Source organism: Enterococcus sp. SMC-9, assembly GCF_021011285.1.
Lineage (GTDB): Bacteria > Bacillota > Bacilli > Lactobacillales > Enterococcaceae > Enterococcus_C > Enterococcus_C montenegrensis.
Genome location: NZ_JAILYE010000004.1, coordinates 1 through 15,822 on the forward strand (window position 1 = coordinate 1; position 15,822 = coordinate 15,822).

The 15,822-nt window shown below is 36.9% G+C and carries 21 protein-coding genes and 1 other RNA gene; 9 read left to right on the forward strand and 13 right to left on the reverse strand.

The genetic code is table 11. The features are described from left to right. Window positions 1–360: 360 nt before the first annotated feature. On the reverse strand, window positions 361–723 hold the full coding sequence (locus tag K4422_RS06550) for a hypothetical protein (protein ID WP_206905881.1): 363 nt from the start codon (window positions 721–723) through the stop codon (window positions 361–363). A 61-nt stretch (window positions 724–784) separates the two neighbouring features. After that, window positions 785–1,165 (reverse strand): CvfD/Ygs/GSP13 family RNA-binding post-transcriptional regulator, encoded by a 381-nt coding sequence (locus K4422_RS06555; RefSeq protein ID WP_230709946.1) that lies wholly within the window; start codon window positions 1,163–1,165, stop codon window positions 785–787. A 79-nt stretch (window positions 1,166–1,244) separates the two neighbouring features. On the opposite strand from K4422_RS06555, the gene K4422_RS06560 reads away from it, so the two are divergent. Further along, window positions 1,245–2,411 (forward strand): MalY/PatB family protein, encoded by a 1,167-nt coding sequence (locus K4422_RS06560; protein ID WP_230709948.1) that lies wholly within the window; start codon window positions 1,245–1,247, stop codon window positions 2,409–2,411. A gap of 170 nt (window positions 2,412–2,581) precedes the next feature. Then, complete coding sequence (locus K4422_RS06565; RefSeq protein ID WP_230709950.1) at window positions 2,582–3,274, forward strand: YczE/YyaS/YitT family protein; 693 nt, start codon at window positions 2,582–2,584, stop codon at window positions 3,272–3,274. Between the two features lie 78 nt (window positions 3,275–3,352). Here the strand turns inward: K4422_RS06565 and K4422_RS06570 are convergent, their stop codons facing one another. Next, the gene (locus K4422_RS06570) at window positions 3,353–3,943 is read right to left on the reverse strand and encodes a peptidylprolyl isomerase (RefSeq protein WP_206905870.1); all 591 of its coding nucleotides are present in this window, start codon (window positions 3,941–3,943) and stop codon (window positions 3,353–3,355) included. A 135-nt stretch (window positions 3,944–4,078) separates the two neighbouring features. Here K4422_RS06570 and K4422_RS06575 point away from each other — a divergent pair, with 135 nt between their 5' ends. Together K4422_RS06575 and K4422_RS06580 are read left to right on the forward strand one after the other, a co-directional pair. After that, window positions 4,079–4,555 carry a GNAT family N-acetyltransferase gene (locus tag K4422_RS06575; protein WP_230709952.1) on the forward strand — a complete coding sequence of 159 codons (477 nt, stop codon included), beginning with the start codon at window positions 4,079–4,081 and terminating at the stop codon, window positions 4,553–4,555. Between the two features lie 114 nt (window positions 4,556–4,669). Beyond that, window positions 4,670–5,641, forward strand: a complete 972-nt coding sequence (locus K4422_RS06580; RefSeq protein ID WP_206905865.1) for an NAD(P)/FAD-dependent oxidoreductase — start codon at window positions 4,670–4,672, stop codon at window positions 5,639–5,641. A gap of 155 nt (window positions 5,642–5,796) precedes the next feature. On the opposite strand, the gene K4422_RS06585 is transcribed toward K4422_RS06580, so the two are convergent. Continuing rightward, complete coding sequence (locus K4422_RS06585) at window positions 5,797–6,033, reverse strand: DUF1450 domain-containing protein (RefSeq protein WP_230709954.1); 237 nt, start codon at window positions 6,031–6,033, stop codon at window positions 5,797–5,799. An 89-nt stretch (window positions 6,034–6,122) separates the two neighbouring features. On the opposite strand from K4422_RS06585, the gene K4422_RS06590 reads away from it, so the two are divergent. Continuing rightward, window positions 6,123–6,632 (forward strand): phosphatidylglycerophosphatase A family protein, encoded by a 510-nt coding sequence (locus K4422_RS06590; protein WP_230709957.1) that lies wholly within the window; start codon window positions 6,123–6,125, stop codon window positions 6,630–6,632. Window positions 6,633–6,896: 264 nt separating this feature from the next. Here K4422_RS06590 and K4422_RS06595 read toward each other — a convergent pair whose 3' ends face one another. From K4422_RS06595 to K4422_RS06610, 4 genes are read right to left on the reverse strand one after another with little or no spacing between them, the layout of a single operon-like run. Next, window positions 6,897–7,544, reverse strand: coding sequence for a TIGR01906 family membrane protein (locus tag K4422_RS06595; RefSeq protein ID WP_230709959.1), 648 nt, complete (start codon window positions 7,542–7,544; stop codon window positions 6,897–6,899). Beyond that, a complete protein-coding gene (locus K4422_RS06600; RefSeq protein WP_206905858.1) occupies window positions 7,541–8,317 on the reverse strand; it encodes a TIGR01457 family HAD-type hydrolase in 777 nt (258 codons plus the stop codon). The genes K4422_RS06595 and K4422_RS06600 overlap by 4 nt, the downstream gene beginning before the upstream one ends. Next, window positions 8,317–8,931 carry a YutD family protein gene (locus tag K4422_RS06605; RefSeq protein ID WP_206905856.1) on the reverse strand — a complete coding sequence of 205 codons (615 nt, stop codon included), beginning with the start codon at window positions 8,929–8,931 and terminating at the stop codon, window positions 8,317–8,319. Before K4422_RS06605 ends, K4422_RS06600 begins: the two co-directional genes overlap by 1 nt. A 34-nt stretch (window positions 8,932–8,965) precedes the next feature. Beyond that, window positions 8,966–10,348, reverse strand: coding sequence for a bifunctional metallophosphatase/5'-nucleotidase (locus K4422_RS06610; RefSeq protein WP_230709961.1), 1,383 nt, complete (start codon window positions 10,346–10,348; stop codon window positions 8,966–8,968). 155 nt (window positions 10,349–10,503) lie between these two features. On the opposite strand from K4422_RS06610, the gene K4422_RS06615 reads away from it, so the two are divergent. Further along, window positions 10,504–10,785 carry a hypothetical protein gene (locus K4422_RS06615; RefSeq protein WP_230709962.1) on the forward strand — a complete coding sequence of 94 codons (282 nt, stop codon included), beginning with the start codon at window positions 10,504–10,506 and terminating at the stop codon, window positions 10,783–10,785. Between the two features lie 61 nt (window positions 10,786–10,846). On the opposite strand, the gene K4422_RS06620 is transcribed toward K4422_RS06615, so the two are convergent. After that, the gene (locus tag K4422_RS06620) at window positions 10,847–12,007 is read right to left on the reverse strand and encodes an AI-2E family transporter (RefSeq protein ID WP_206905852.1); all 1,161 of its coding nucleotides are present in this window, start codon (window positions 12,005–12,007) and stop codon (window positions 10,847–10,849) included. A gap of 190 nt (window positions 12,008–12,197) precedes the next feature. Here K4422_RS06620 and tadA point away from each other — a divergent pair, with 190 nt between their 5' ends. Beyond that, a complete protein-coding gene (gene tadA / locus K4422_RS06625) occupies window positions 12,198–12,755 on the forward strand; it encodes a tRNA adenosine(34) deaminase TadA (RefSeq protein ID WP_230709964.1) in 558 nt (185 codons plus the stop codon). Window positions 12,756–12,813: 58 nt separating this feature from the next. Beyond that, window positions 12,814–12,900, forward strand: an RNA gene (ffs, locus tag K4422_RS06630) — signal recognition particle sRNA small type. A 91-nt stretch (window positions 12,901–12,991) separates the two neighbouring features. Here the strand turns inward: ffs and K4422_RS06635 are convergent. Both K4422_RS06635 and K4422_RS06640 read right to left on the reverse strand, forming a co-directional pair. Next, entirely contained in the window at window positions 12,992–13,327 is a 336-nt protein-coding gene (locus K4422_RS06635; protein WP_206905849.1) for a hypothetical protein, read from the reverse strand. A gap of 320 nt (window positions 13,328–13,647) precedes the next feature. Next, complete coding sequence (locus K4422_RS06640) at window positions 13,648–14,274, reverse strand: YczE/YyaS/YitT family protein (RefSeq protein WP_230709967.1); 627 nt, start codon at window positions 14,272–14,274, stop codon at window positions 13,648–13,650. Between K4422_RS06640 and K4422_RS06645 the strand changes: the two genes are divergently transcribed. Further along, window positions 14,273–14,434 (forward strand): hypothetical protein, encoded by a 162-nt coding sequence (locus K4422_RS06645; RefSeq protein ID WP_230709969.1) that lies wholly within the window; start codon window positions 14,273–14,275, stop codon window positions 14,432–14,434. The genes K4422_RS06640 and K4422_RS06645 overlap by 2 nt on opposite strands. An 11-nt stretch (window positions 14,435–14,445) precedes the next feature. Here K4422_RS06645 and K4422_RS06650 read toward each other — a convergent pair whose 3' ends face one another. Further along, window positions 14,446–15,156 carry a zinc metallopeptidase gene (locus tag K4422_RS06650; protein ID WP_230709970.1) on the reverse strand — a complete coding sequence of 237 codons (711 nt, stop codon included), beginning with the start codon at window positions 15,154–15,156 and terminating at the stop codon, window positions 14,446–14,448. Window positions 15,157–15,251: 95 nt separating this feature from the next. Then, window positions 15,252–15,593 (reverse strand): zinc ribbon domain-containing protein YjdM, encoded by a 342-nt coding sequence (locus K4422_RS06655; RefSeq protein ID WP_230709972.1) that lies wholly within the window; start codon window positions 15,591–15,593, stop codon window positions 15,252–15,254. Window positions 15,594–15,822 lie beyond the last annotated feature (229 nt).

Consider the following 15,822-nt stretch of genomic DNA (forward strand, 5'->3'; position numbering starts at 1 on the left):
AGCAACTTCGTTAGTTTAACAGTCGTTGTAGCAACTGTCAACAACTTTTTTCAAAAATGTTTCAAGTTGTTTTCAATTATGTGACTGCCTTGCCAACGTTGATTAATTTACCACTTTAAGAAGTTCAGGTCAACCAAAAAGTTTAGTAAAATAAAGGAAGACTAACATACAATTTTCATCAAACGATTCAATCATTCGTATTTCAAATATCAAAAAGTGAATTTCACAAAAAAAATTATTATATTGATATTATTTACGAATTAAAATCCACCCTATTACTATTTTATCCGTTAAATATTTTTTTGAGTATTTATTTTTTTGTACAAAAAAAGGAGATTTTGATAATCTCCTTTTGGTCATTTAAAAATAAGGTACACCTTCAATATCATAATGCCTAATAATTTCCCGAAATCTTTGTGGTTCTTCCCAACGAAAATCTTCAGGTAAATCACCAACTAACTTTTCTTCACTCGTTTCAAAAACAAACAGTGGAACGTTCTCTTTTTCAATTTGACCATTCGTCAATTCTACTAAGTCAATATTTTTCACATCGAGCTTAACGCTTTCTTTTAATAAGCTCAAAATATTAGCCAAACCAGTACGTTCGTTTGAAAAATCAGTAGACGCCAACTCCATTGTATCTCCTACAGTATGAACTAAAAATCGTTTAGAGCCATTTTGTAAATGCAACATTACTGTTCCAGCAACTTTTTTATTAGTCACGATACCACCTCGGCTGTTTTATCTGCTTTTATGATAGCACATTTTCAGAAAACATGCATAATTATTTCGCGCGATTTTCAGAATGCAAATAGGCTACAGCCTCATCAATCCAGTCTGGTAATACTTTTTTAATTGAGGTAAAACCAATTTTTTTATTTTTATTTGTAAAGTAACGTTTTTTGTAATTGCGATTTGGAACATAATTTTTTTCTAGCGTTCGTTTAGATAAACTGATTTTTTGTGAATATTCATCAATATCAATAATTTGGACCTTTACTTTTTCCCCAACGGACAAAATATCATGGATATTTTTAGTATAACCAGACTGTACTTCAGAAATATGTATCAGTCCTTGGGTTTTATCATCCAAAGAAACGAAGGCACCATAAGGCTGAATACCTGTAACTTGACCTTCAAGAATATCGCCGATTTTATAAGACATTTGGTTTCCACTCCTTGCTTTATTCATTATACTGTAATTAGAGTTAAAAAAGAAGTTTAGAAATTTAGGAGGTCTTTTTATGTCAAGTTTTGATCAACGCAACGAACGCCGTCACACAAATAGCGTCAAATGGGATAGTATTGCAACAACTTACCACAAAGATGATCTATTGCCGTTGTGGGTAGCAGATATGGATTTTACTGCACCACCTTCTGTTAAACAAGCACTGCTTTCTTATGTAGAACAGGGAATTTACGGCTATACACTTTTTGGAGATGATCTATATGCTGCTATTATAAATTGGCAAAAAAAACGTCATAATTATGATATAAAAAAAGAGGATATCTTATTTTCCCCTGGTGTCGTACCAAGTATTGCTGTCAGTATTGAGGCTTTCACATCCAAAGGTGACAGCGTGATGATACACGATCCTGTCTATCCCCCTTTTGCCCAAATGGTAGAAGAAAACAAACGAAAATTAGTTCGAAGTCCACTTAAAGTAGTCAATGGGCACTTTGAAATGGACTTTATCACAATGGAAGCGCAAATGATTAAAGAAGATGTCAAACTCTTTATTTTATGTAATCCCCATAATCCAGGTGGACGCGTTTGGAGCAAGACCGAATTAAAACAATTAGGTGACTTATGTAAAAAACATCATTGTTTGGTTGTAAGTGATGAAATTCATCAAGATCTGATATTTGCGCCTTATCAACATGAAACTTTCCATAATATCGATCCAAGTTTTGCTGATTTTTCTATTGTGTTAACTGCTGCTACCAAAACTTTTAATTTGGCCGGCATTAAAAACTCGATGATTTTTGTGAAAAACCCCAAATTAAAAGCCGCTTTTACCGCTGTTCAAGCAAAAAGTGAACAAGATACGATTAATACATTTGGACTGATTGGTACTAAAGCTGCCTATGAAGGTGGCGAAACATGGTTAACTGAACTGTTAGACTATTTACAAAAAAACAGCGCCTTTACCATTGAATTTCTCCAAAAAAATCTGCCGCAAGTAAAGATCATGCCCCCAGAAGGTACTTATCTTTTCTGGTTAGACTTTTCTGCTTATAATTTAACGGATACTGCGTTAAACAAGAAGATGATTGATGAGGCTGGTGTTGTTTTAAATGGAGGTTTTACATTTGGACCTAATGGAAAACAACACATGCGTCTAAACATTGCTTGTCCTAAATCCACATTACAACAAGGATTAGAGCAAATAGCACGGGCATTTAAATAATAAAAACATTTTGACCGTATCTTTTGATGCGGTCTTTTCTTTTTCTTTCTTGTTTTTATTACATTTGCCATGAAAATTTTGTTACACTAAAATAAGACAATGATTAAAAATAGTATTTTACAGACTTTTTTTTAAAAAATTTCTCTGTAAAATAAAAAAGGAGGACAAAGATGCCTGATTTTGCAAAACGTTTCATTCAATATGTCCCTGGGATTTTCATTTTAGCCTTGGGAACTGTGCTTTTTTCAAGTTGCCAACTAGGTGTCAGTTCTTTAGTTTCAGTACCTTTTACGACAGCGACCATTACCGGTCTATCCCTAGGTAATGCCACGAGTTTAGTCTTTGGCTTATTGGTTATCGTTGAGATTATCCTGGTCAAAAGTTTGCCATTAAAAATTCTTTTGCAATTACCTTTTTCATTTCTTTTTGGTGCAGTGGTAGATTTTTACAATGTCGATTTAGGTTTGAAAGATTTTGTCGTGACAAGTCTAATTGGCAAAATTGCACTTTTAATTGCAGCCGTAATCGCTACTAGTGTGGGAGCCTTTTTGATGGTGAACTCCAAACTGATCTTAAACCCACCTGATGGTTTAGTAGAAATTATTGCGTTAAAAAAAGAAAAGCGCTTTGGTCAAGTCAAGTTCTATTTTGATTTAACGATGATTACCCTCGCCTTTTTATTGGGAATGATTTTTTTGGGCCAACCAAACGGGATTGGCTTTGGGACACTCACAGCTCTATTATGTGTTGGACGTCTCATTCATTTTATCGAAGTAAAAACCTCCAAACATCCAATTGAAGAAACCGACGAATATGCGCAAATGGTAGCCCCCGATGACCCAAGTGATGTTAAAACGCCTTAACAGACAAACAAATACCCGAATAAGACACTGTTAAAAAAAAACATTGGCTTATTCGGGTATTGTTTTAACTATTTTAAATTAGTCGGCTAAAATTTCAACCGTTTCAATGACCACATCATGAACTGGTTTATCTTGCGGGCCTCTTTGAACATTCGCAATTTCATCTACGACATCCATGCCTTCAACCACATGACCAAAGACAGTATGACGGAAGTCTAACCACGGTGTGCCACCTTGTTTATATGCTTCAATAATTTCAGAAGGATAACCCGCACCTTCTAATTGTCCCAGCATATTCCCTGGAACATTTTGGTTATTCACAATAAAGAATTGGCTACCATTGGTATTTGGTCCGGCATTGGCCATAGACAACGCTCCCCGAACGTTAAACAATTCTTTTGAAAATTCGTCTTCAAAATTCCCACCAAAACTGCTTTCACCCCCCATACCAGTACCGGTTGGATCGCCGCCTTGAATCATGAAATCTGGAATGACACGGTGGAAAATAACACCATCATAATAGCCTTTATTGGCTAATGCTTCAAAGTTTTGGACTGTTTTTGGGGCTAATTCTGGAAATAGTTGTACTAAAATGTTGCCACGGTTTGTTTTGATTAGTGCTTTGTGGCCAGTTTGGTTTTCTAATGTTAATTGTGGAAAATCGCTCACGATAATTCCTCCTTCTATTTAATGGATTAATTTCATGATAGCAGACTTCGCCTATTTTGCCACGTATTCTTGATTTTATTTTGCGATATTTGCTATACTTGCTGGAAACTAAACGCTCTACTAGGGGGTGCATCAATGAAAATTCGTCTAATCGAAAAAACAGATGATAAAACAATCGCTAAGATTATTCGTACAAGTCTTGAAGACTGCAACTTAGCAATCCCAGGAACTGCTTATTTTGATTCCGAACTAGACCAACTATCTACTTACTATGCTGCTTCACCTAAACGAAATTATTTTGTTATCACAGAAAAGGATGAAATTCTCGGAGGTATCGGGATTGCCGAATTTTATCCTGAAAAAAATATTTGCGAGCTGCAAAAGTTATACTTAACCAAAAAAGCACAAGGAAAAGGCTACAGCAATGAATTAATGGTTGCCGCTTTAGCCTTTGCAACAAAGGCTGGGTATCGAGCAATCTATTTAGAGAGCCACCACAGTTTACAAGCAGCATTAAGCCTCTATCAAAAATTTGATTTCAAAATGCTTAAAACACCCTTACTTCCCACTGCTCACAATGCAATGGATTGCTTTTTACTAAGAGAACTTTAAAAGATTTAAAGGTGTGAACGCTATAATGCCTTTTAATAGAAAAAACAACTCTTTGCCCTTATACTAGGAGCTATTGCAGTGGTTTACTGCGACAACATGCAAGGAGGAAACAAGATGGAAGTCTATGATATTACCATTATCGGTGCTGGTCCAGCGGGGATGTTCGCGGGTTTTTATGCAGGGATGCGCAATGCAAAAACAAAAATTATCGACAGTCTCCCCCAATTAGGCGGCCAGTTATCCACGCTTTATCCTGAAAAAAATATATACGATATTCCCGGTTACGTTCAAATAAAGGCCAATGACTTGGTGCAAGTTTTAGAAAAGAAGTTACAAACATTTCCCCATACTTATTGTTTGGGTGAAGAAGTGATTCACCTTGAAAAACAAGACGATGTCATTGTCATTACAACAGATAAAGATACCCACTACACCAAAGCCGCTATTTTAGCATTAGGAAACGGATCATTTCAGCCTCGTAAACTAACCGTGCCAAATGCCAAGACCTTTGAAAAGCGTGGTTTGGATTATTATGTCAATGATTTAATGAAATATGCTGGTAAAAAAGTCGCGTTAGCCGGCGGTGGCGATTCTGCCATTGACTGGGCCTTAATGTTAGAACCCATTGCCGCTGAAGTTCATTTGATTCATCGCCGCGACAATTTTCGTGCTTTAGAACACAGTGTTGAAAATCTTTACCAATCATCGGTTAATATTATGACGCCTTATGTGATTAACGACGTACACGGCACCGACTTTTTAGATGGCGTAAGTCTGCAACACGTTAAGACTAAAGAAAAAATTGAGCTAGCGGTGGATCACCTCCTGGTAAACTACGGCTTTACTTCTAACCTAAATGTGAAAGATTGGAATTTGGCTGGAACAAGACAAACCATCACAGTCAATTCTGACATGAGTACTTCTATTCCGGGAATTTACGCCTGTGGTGATATTGCCGGTTATGAAGGCAAAGTAAAACTGATCGCAACCGGTTTTGGCGAAGCCCCAACTGCTGTGAACAACGCTTTGCATTTTATCGACCCTAAAAATCGAACCCAACCTGCTCATAGTACAAGTTTATTTTAAAATCAAAAGACCTAAAAATTTTACTGCTTTTATACTAGTTGCTAAGCTAGTATAAAGCAGTAAAAATTTTTAGGTCTCATTTATATCAGAAAGTACAAATTTTGGACTTATGCCTTAGAGCTGAAGGTTTCCTTTAGCTTTTCTTATTTAGCTATTTAAAAATCATCCCACTCCGAAATAGCACCTTTGACTTTACTTAAAAGCTCTGACATCGTATCAGCTACAATGACTTCTCCTTCAACTATAACAAATAATTTTTTGGCACATAATTCACACATACTTAAACAACTGGTAATTAAAAAATCTACCTTTTCCTTTAGTTCTTCATCTTCTAATAAAAGGTTGCCCTGCCGGCTTAGGTTTTGTTCACAAAATTCGATTAAAGGTTTCATGACGGTCTTCCTTTTCTTTGCTTGATGCTTTCAGATAGTATAACATAAAAGATGAGCTAACCTTAGCAAGAAGAATTGGAGGGATTTGAATGGTAATTGAAACAAAAACACTCGAAGAAAAAGCCCGTGAATTATTGACAACTCGTGGTGTTTCCCTAGATGAAATTGGCGAGTTGGTAATGTTTTTACAAAAAGATTATATCAAAGATATCACCTTGGAAAAATGTGTTGAAAGCGTCAATAGTGTCTTAACCAAACGAGAAGTCCACAATGCGATTATCACAGGTATTCAATTGGATATTTTAGCTGAAGAAGGAAAATTACTTGATCCTCTACAAGAAATTGTGGCAGATGACGAAGGCCTTTATGGTATTGATGAAATCTTGGCGCTGTCGATTGTTAACGTCTATGGTTCCATCGGTTTCACGAATTACGGCTATATCGACAAAGTAAAGCCTGGCATTTTAAAAGAATTAAACAGCCACGATGGCAAACATGTCCATACCTTTTTAGATGATATTGTCGGAGCTATTGCGGCTTCTGCTGCTAGTCGTTTAGCTCACCAAAATCCCGGTAAGTCCCATTACATCACTCAATAAGAAAAACTAAAAGAATCCTTCAGCTCTAAAACATAAGGCAAAAAGCTTGATGAATTGTGCTTCAAATTTCTTAAGATTTTTGCCTTATTGTCACAAAGAGTTAGTGCATGAAGCTAGACAATATGAAAAGCTAAAGGCACTTGATCAACTCGCCAGCAATAAGGCAAGTTAGTTTGGAAAATCAGGCGTGGATACTCTTACTATCAGGCGTTTATTTCGCTGAAAAATTTATTCTTTTCTTATAGTCAAAAAAAACAACGACCCCTAGCTAGGATCGTTGTTTTTTTGCTTGAAACTTGTCCGTCCCCATAAAACGAAAGCTAAAAAGCACAATTCCAATAAAACAAACGCTAAAATAAAGCAGTGCATAAAAAAGCTTTCCGGTAAAACATTAATGATTGGATCTGTTCTGGGGTCAAATAACCAGTCATCATTTTGGAAAAACAATTTGTGAAATGTCACAAAAAAACGATCAAACCCGGTTGCCATCACAAAGCCAAAAACCACTGGAATTACCATCCCCAGTTCAAAGGGCAAGATTAAGCGCCATAAACTTTGTTGTCTTTTCAACTTTACTAAAAAGATCAAAGAAGGAATGAAGGTTACAAGTAAAACAGCATAATTTAGCATAAATAACTTTTTAACATCGATAAAATGTCCCCGACCAGCTTCAGACATCGGAAAGTCCGGCAAAGCCAATTGACTTGCAAAGGGATTGTTTAAAAAAGCCATTAGTTTGTCAAAATTTTTTAACAATGTCGTTTTATCAACAACTGTATAATCGAGGATATTCAAATAATGAATATCAAAGACATATAAAGGCCGAAAGTTAATCGCTACTGTGATAACCAACGTGATAATCGTTAAAAAAAGGCTGAAAAAACCTAACCGTCTTTGCCAAGCTGTCATCATCTTTTTTGAACCTCAAAATCCCACTCATCTAATGAATCCAATACAAAAGTCGGTGCCTCAGGTAAGGTAGCAACCTCTGCTTTTTGAGTAAAACCTGACAGCACCAACAAGGTATCGATGCCATTATTTAACCCAGAGCAAATATCCGTTTCGTAATTGTCGCCAACCATAATCACATCTTTTTTAGCTAAGCCAATTTTTTCCAGCGCTTTATCCATAATAATCGCTTCTGGTTTTCCAATGTAAATTGGTTTTGTTTGCGTGGCTGTTTCAACTAATGAAATCAATGAGCCCGCTCCAGGTAACAAACCGCGTTCAGTCGGAATGTTTTTATCTGGATTAGTTCCAATAAAAGTAGCACCTTTTTGAATGGCTAAAGTTGCCAATACAAATTTTTCATACGTTACATGATTATCCAACCCTACCACAACATAATCTGGGTTTTCTTCCTCCCAAGTAAAACCGGCCGCTAGTATTAAGTCAATCAGGCCTGCTTCACCAATGACAAAGACTTTATTACCGGCATTATCAGCTTTCATAAAATCAATGGTAGCCAAACTTGCTGTATAAATTGTTGCGGGCGCGACTTTGATATCAAATTCATTTTCCAAGCGCTCTGAAACTGTCTCAGGGCTACGGGTTGTATTATTTGTGACAAATAAAAACGGTAAATTACGGCGTTTTAATTCATCTACAAAGCGTTTTCCTGCTGGAATTGGTTCTTGACCACGATAAATCGTGCCATCTAAATCAATTAAGTATCCTTTGTACATTAATCTTCTCGCTTCCTAATGGTAAAGCCGCCTTTTCTTCCATCTTTTTTGACAGGTTTTGCAGCAGCTTCTGTTTTCTTAGTCGGCTGTTTTTCAACTTTTTTCTTTAATACCGGCTTTGTTTTTTTCTTTACCTCTGTTTTCTTTTCGGCAATATGTGCTTGTGCCGGCTGATTTGTGTAATTTTTCTTACGGCGTTTACGATTTTGTGTTTTCTCTCGCTTATTTCCTACGCGCTGGATCACAAAATAGGCACAGCCAAAATTACAGTATTCATATAAATAATCTTCTAAAGTATCAATGCGTTGTTCTGGTTGTGCTTTTTTATCATCAGCACTGAAAAAGCCTTTTAAGCGTAGCTGCTCATAGCCCCAATCGCCAACAATATAATCATAACGAGCCAAAACCTCGCTGAAACGTTCTCCTAATTTTTCTGCGTCAAAGCCTTCCCGGTGGTCATAAACAAGCTTATACTGACGTTGTCCGATCATAAAATCAGTCTCATTAATCGGTGTCACAAGCTCACCTTTTTGCGGTTTTGCCACTTCTTCGGTTGCGACTTCCTCTAAAACCGTCGTTAATTCTTCGGTTAGATTTTTGTTCTCTTTTGTCATTCTTTCACCACCTGTTTTTCATTATACCTTGTTTTTATTTGCTTGGATAGTGAGTTTGCAAATACGTCCCTAACACGCTACGGATAAACTCTGGAAATAAAAATTCGTATTTACCAGCAATCTCAATTGTAGGAAAAAACGGGACAAACATAAAATGATCCACTGTCGTAAATGTGTAGTCTTTATCATCTTGCAGTTTTTCTTTTAACCAATAAACTTCATGGTTCACACTGTCATAAAAAATACCATCATACGTGATTACACCAAAGATCTTCCCGCGAAATCCCATCCCCAGCATGGGAAAATTCCGTAAAAAGTTACGATTTTTTTCCATCTCTAAAACTAAACGGCGGACGTCAGCACCTTTTAACGTGACCTTTAAAAGATGCATTGGGTGGGGCAAAGTCGTATGGAGTTGATCTTGATTCACTTCACCTTTTGGCAATTCTTGCAAAAATAAACCACTATTTAAAATAGCCACATCTGTCTGCCCTCTTTTTTCTACCGCTTTTAAAGTTGCATCGATTAGGCGGTGCTCACCATTTAAATCCAGCGTTAAATCATAAGGTAAGTTCGCGACCTTTTGCGCTTTTAGTAAGTCATGCCCTTTTTGCAAATAGCCCTTAATTTCTTCTTCATCTTCTGGAAACGTCGTTAAAGTTGCAGTTTCAATGGTACGCGCCATTTTGGAAATAATTTTATGATTTTCGTCCAATTCCAGCCGAACCTCTCCAATATAATAGCCAAACTTTCCAGCGGCAGCTAATTGCACGCCATTGACCACTTTACCGGCTGGAAATAAATGGTGGGTATGGGACCCTAAAATCACATCGATTTCCGGCATTTCGCTGGCAATTAACTGATCGTCTTCAATTCCCAAATGACTCATTAATACCAAAACATCAACTTGCGGTCTTAAATGGGCAACTAAATTAGGCAAAATTTCTAATGGGTACCGAATATCCCAACCATTAGGACTATAGGTAAGGGGAAATGGTGCTGTCAGTGCAATTAGGCCAACTTTACTCCCAGCTTTTGTGGTGATAATTTTATACTCTTTGCTCCATTTGGGTGGTTGTAAAGTTTTTTTATCAAATAAATTGGCTAACAAAACATCAAAATTGGCTTCATCATACAGGTGATTTAAATCGTATTGGGAATTTCCGACCCCTTCATTATTTCCGATTGTAGCCGCATCATAATGAACGGCATTCATTAAAGCAACGTTTGCTTTGCCATTTGTCGCTTCTGACAAAGGATGCCAACGATCAATGAAATCACCTAAATCAACTGTAATAGCCCCATGACCTTTTTGGGCTAATTCTCGCTGGCGTTGTTCCAAATAGCGTCTGATTTTCGGCCAGTTTTCTAAATGGGAGTGTAAATCATTGGTATGCATAATGGTAATTTTTTCCATAATGAGGCCTCATTTCTAAAGGTAGGTAAATAAGCTAAACTTAGACTAGCACATTTTTTTCACAGCGTCTTATTTTGATACCCGGGTTTGAAATCTTTTACCCAATCACATGCATTTGCTAAAATAAAGCTAGCAGTAAAAAAGGAGGAACGCAGATGAAACACGCATTAAAAACTGAATGGGAAAAATTATTTAACAAAAAACACGACTTATCCCAATTAAAAAACCTTAATAAAAATGAAAAAGGACACTTTATTACACCAGATGGCGTCAAAACCGAAGTCTGGGAAAAGCATGATGAAGACGGTCTAAATGAATTAATGACTTCTGATTGGGAATCCTTCTTAGATGGCAATGACGTTTTCAGCGAACTAAGTTTAGGCGAACAAAACGAATTAAAAGCTAACGCCCCTCGTTACGAAGACTACCACGAATAATTCTTTGCGCTAGTAAAAAAGCTATGCTTGTAGATTCAAAACATCTACAAGCATAGCTTTTTTATTCTTCAAAATCAGTCTCTTCATATTTCCCATACTCACCATAAAAGCGATTATACCGCCCTTTTAGTTTGCGGAAGAAATAAATACATAAAACCTTTATCACAGCGTAAATAGGAATCCCAAAAATCAGACCAAACATCCCCATTAAATCTCCCATTACCAATAAGACTAAAACAATCGTAATTGGATGTACTAAAAGATGTTTGCCCATCACTGCTGGTTCAATCAGATGCCCATTGGACATTTGGACAATTACCCAAACCAGACACATTTTTACTAACATGCCAAAAGAAGACATCAATGCAACAATAAAAGCTGGGATAAAGGCAATAAATGGCCCAATATATGGAATGATAGCCGTCACACCAGTTAGTAAGGATAACGACCCGGCAAATGGCATACCAATAATTAAAAAACCAATAAAGGTCAACAAGCCAATCGCAATACTAACTAAAACTTGTCCTTTCAAATATGCTCCTACTTGCGTATTCATGCTCCCTGCAATCGCTTTGGCATCTTTACGAAAACGAGGAGGAATCAACTTGGTAACATAACTAAAAAATTTGCGATCATCTTTTAATAAGAAAAAAGTAATGATTGGTGCCGTCCCAATAATTAATACTGTGCTGGTAATAGTTGAAACAACATTGGAAGCCCCTTTAATAACCCCTGATAAATAATCGGTTACTTGGCTAGAAAGTCCCTCAGACCAATTCTGCAACTTTTCCATTGTTTGATCCAACGGTTCTTCAAATGGTGAATTATCAAAAAGCTTCGTGATCATTTTTATCGTCTTATCCATGTAATCTGGAAATGAAGAGACTAAAGAGAGAACTTGTTTTTGAATAATTGGACTAATTAAAACAACAGCAACTACGACTAAGCTAATCAAAACAATAAATAAAGCTGCTACACTAATTACCCGCTTCACCCCTTTACCTTCCAGCCAATCAATAATGGGATTAAATAAATAATATAAGACCATTGTTAGAATAAGCGGGCCACTAATGGCTTTAAAAATTGTCACAAACGGATCAAATAAGAAATCTAACTGGGCAAAGAGCCACAAAACAGCGCCTAATAAAAGTAACGCTACTAAAGTAAAAATTAAATTTTTACCACCTAAAAATTTTATCCAGCGACTGGTTTTTTTCTCCATCGTCACCACCTCCTACTTTGATTGTAGCTGACTTCAAAAACGGTGTAAAAGAATACGGTACTTTAAGCTGTTATTAAGCTTGCAGAATTATAGTTTTGCCATACCCAATAATTTTTTCATTTCTTCTTTTTCGATACCCTAGTAAAACTGCCAATTTTACTAGGGTACCTCTTTTGTCTCTTGTCAAAAAATGCTAAAATTTGGCGAGGTGAAAAATGTGGAAAAAAGCAGTAGCTTGGATACTTTAACAAAAGAAAAATATATGCTCTTGGCCTTAGAACAGGCAAAAAAAGCGCAAGCTATCGGAGAAGTACCGATTGGTGCCGTAGTTGTTTTAGACGGTAAAGTTATCGGTTATGGATACAACCGCCGCGAGGCAGATCAAGATGCAACTGCACATGCAGAAATGTTTGCCATTCGCGAGGCGTGTCAAAATATCGACAGTTGGCGTTTAGAGCGCAGTCAACTATTTGTCACATTAGAACCCTGCCCCATGTGTAGCGGGGCGATGCAATTAGCCCGCGTGGAAGAAGTTTATTTTGGTGCTTATGATCCAAAAGGTGGCGCAGCTGGTTCATTATTGACAATTTTAACTGATGAACGCTTTAACCATTGGTCTTATGTTGAAGGTGGCATTTTACAAGCGGACTGTGGTCGGATCTTAACTGACTTTTTCCGGGCATTACGGGCAAAAAACAAAGCCGAGAAAAAAATGCGTAAACTTACATTAGATCTTCCGACGGAATAAAACTTTAGAAAAAGACTAGCCAAATTTGACGAAATACGCTATACTAGTTCTTGCCGCAAGGCTAGGACAATGGCAGGCTTGTGAATTGTGTCAGATCTGGAAGGAAGCAGCACTAAGCGGGATCTGCCATGTGTCTGATTAAAAAGACCTTAAACGAGACTTCGGTTTCGTTTTTTTATTCCAAAAATTTACCAAAAGAAAGGCACGTCATTCTGACGTGCCTTTCTTTTTACTTTTTAGACAATTTGATCAATCAAACCACTTAATTTGTCTTTTAAACTTTCAGTTGTTTCCTTTAAAGAATCGCCATAGACAGAAATTTGTTTGCGACCGGATTTAATTTTTTTCATAACATTCATCAATGAATCCAATTCATCGTCTGACAAATTATCCACCACTGACATTAACTTTTCGTTGCCGTCAAACTTATCATCAACAAATCGTTTTACCTTGCAGCGATCTTTTTTATGGCGAATTTTATTAATTACCGCATCCGAAGCAATTACAGCTGTTGTAATACCAGCCACCGCCGCAATACTTAGTCCAATCGTTACTTTTGTCTTATTTTTCATCCTTTTTCAGCCCCTCTTTTAAGAACTTTTTCTACTACTTCATCATAGCACAGAGAAAAAAATAGCAAAACCAAAAGGGCTTTCACCCTTGTAAAAGTTAGGTGCCTTAACTAGATACATAAAAGCCAAAACACCTCGGGCAACTTTTCAAAAATAATACAAAGACTGACAAGGTAGCTCTTTTACCTTTTCTGTCTCTTGTTTATTTCTTGTAAAAGTTAGGTGCTTTGACTAGATACATAAAAGCCAAAAACGAGAAAGACTTAAACAATATTTTTTTGAAAAATGATTGCAAAAGCTAGTCTCCTTTGTTTACCTTCTTATTTTTTGGTTAAAGAATTGACGATGGGATGGGTGATTTTTTGGTCAAAGAAACTGATAAACGGACCTGTTAAAAAGGCACTGATAAATGTTCCAATACCAATTGGTCCGCCAAAAACAAAGGCTACTACACTGAACGTAACATCTTGGATCACTCGAATAACCCGGTAAGGGGCTCCTGTTTTGTCCACAATTACTGGTGCAATTGCATCGTATGGCGCATTGCCTAATTCTGCCCCCATATATAATGATGCACCAAAACTAAAAAGCAAAATACCAATTACCAAAAAGAGCAATTGCATCAAAATATTGTGGGCAACTAAATTTAGACTGGTAAAAATTTCCGTGTAAAAATCAATGAAAAAACCTGCCAGCACCATATTGATGACGGTACCGATGCCGATGTATTTTTTTTCGAAAATAAAGATCAATACCAAAATGATAATATTTACCATCAGTTGATAGACGCCTAGTGATAAACCAAGTTTGCCCCCGAGTGCAATATTTGTGGACGTATAAGGATCTAAACCAACTTTTCCCATGCGTAAAGTGGTCGCCCCTAATGCTAGTATCGCAACACCTATTAGCGCTACAAGAGAGCGGATACCAATTTCCTTTTTATTCATGTCGTGCCTCCAGCCTGATTTTAAAATAGCAATCGTTTCATTTAGTTATTATTTTGTCAAAATTATCGCAAAAGTGCAAAGATTTGCCTTATATCAAGTATCTTATCGGGTAAAAGCGCATAAAAAATACGCAACCAATCAAATTCGGTTACGCATTTAAATTTAGCAATCTTAATCCCGCCGATTACCACCAAAAATTAAAATCAAGCGCAAGAGTTGCAAGAACGTTGCTACAGCGGCAGCAACATACGTTAAAGCAGCGGCAAATAAAACTTTCCGCGCCATCGGCAGCTCTTCTTCTGTTAACAAATTCCCGTTACTCAAAATTTTCAATGCTCGAGCTGAAGCATTGAATTCTACTGGTAATGTTACCAATTGGAAAAGTAGTGCCAACGAAAAAGCCCAAAGTCCAATCGTAACCAGTTTTGGCGCACTTAAGAAAAAGCCAATTAAAATAATCGGAAATGCCAAAGTTGAACCAAAATTTGCTACTGGTACAATGGCAGCGCGTAAACGCAACGGTACATAACTTTTTGCATCTTGAACCGCATGCCCACATTCATGGGCGGCTACAGCAATCGCGGCTACCGAGGTAGATTGCGCCGTCGCTTCTGATAGACTTAACATTTTTGTTTGAGAATTATAATTATCGGTCAAATTCCCGGCAATTTTTTGCACCCCGACGTCGTTAATGCCTTGATCATTCAAAATATACTGGGCAGCTTGTGTCCCTGTAACATTATTGCGGCTTTTCACTTCATCGTACTTTCTAAAGGTACTATTTACATAAGCTGATGCAATCCCTGATAACACCAACCCGATAATCACTAAAATCATTGTTGGATCAAAAAACGGCATAAAGCCATAACCCATTCCATACATCGTCGTTTCCTCCCTCACAGAATCAAATAAGACTTGTCTATCTTTATTTTACCATTTTACTCATGAAAATATTGTGAAGAGAATCAGAAGGAATTTTATAATTTTTTGACGAATTCTGACTTTAATTTCATTGGACCAAAACCATCCACTTTACAGTCAATATTATGATCCCCTTCAACTAAGCGGATATTTTTTACTTTTGTACCTTGTTTAATGGGATTTGAAGCCCCTTTGACTTTTAAATCTTTAATAACAGTGACACTGTCGCCATCTTGTAATAAATTGCCGTTTGCATCTTTTGCAACTACGCCCTCTGCTGGTGACTGTGTTTCTTTTGCTGCGCTCCATTCATGACCACATTCAGGACAAACAAATAGGCCGCGATCTTCATAGGTATACTCAGACCCGCATTCTGGACATTTCGGTAATTGTGACATTTCATTTCTCCTTTAAAATTTTTTCGTAGCTTTCATTTTACCTAAAAAAACTGGTGGTGAAAAGACTTCATGAAAATTATCTCATCTGGAAAACATCACCTCATTTGAGCGTATAAGTTTTTTATCGATCAGGATCATATAAACTTTAGTTTTTTTTCGCACTGGCAAAGCGCTGCACTTTTCTTTTATTTCTTTTAGTAATCTTCTAATTTGAGGCCCCGTATTTTTA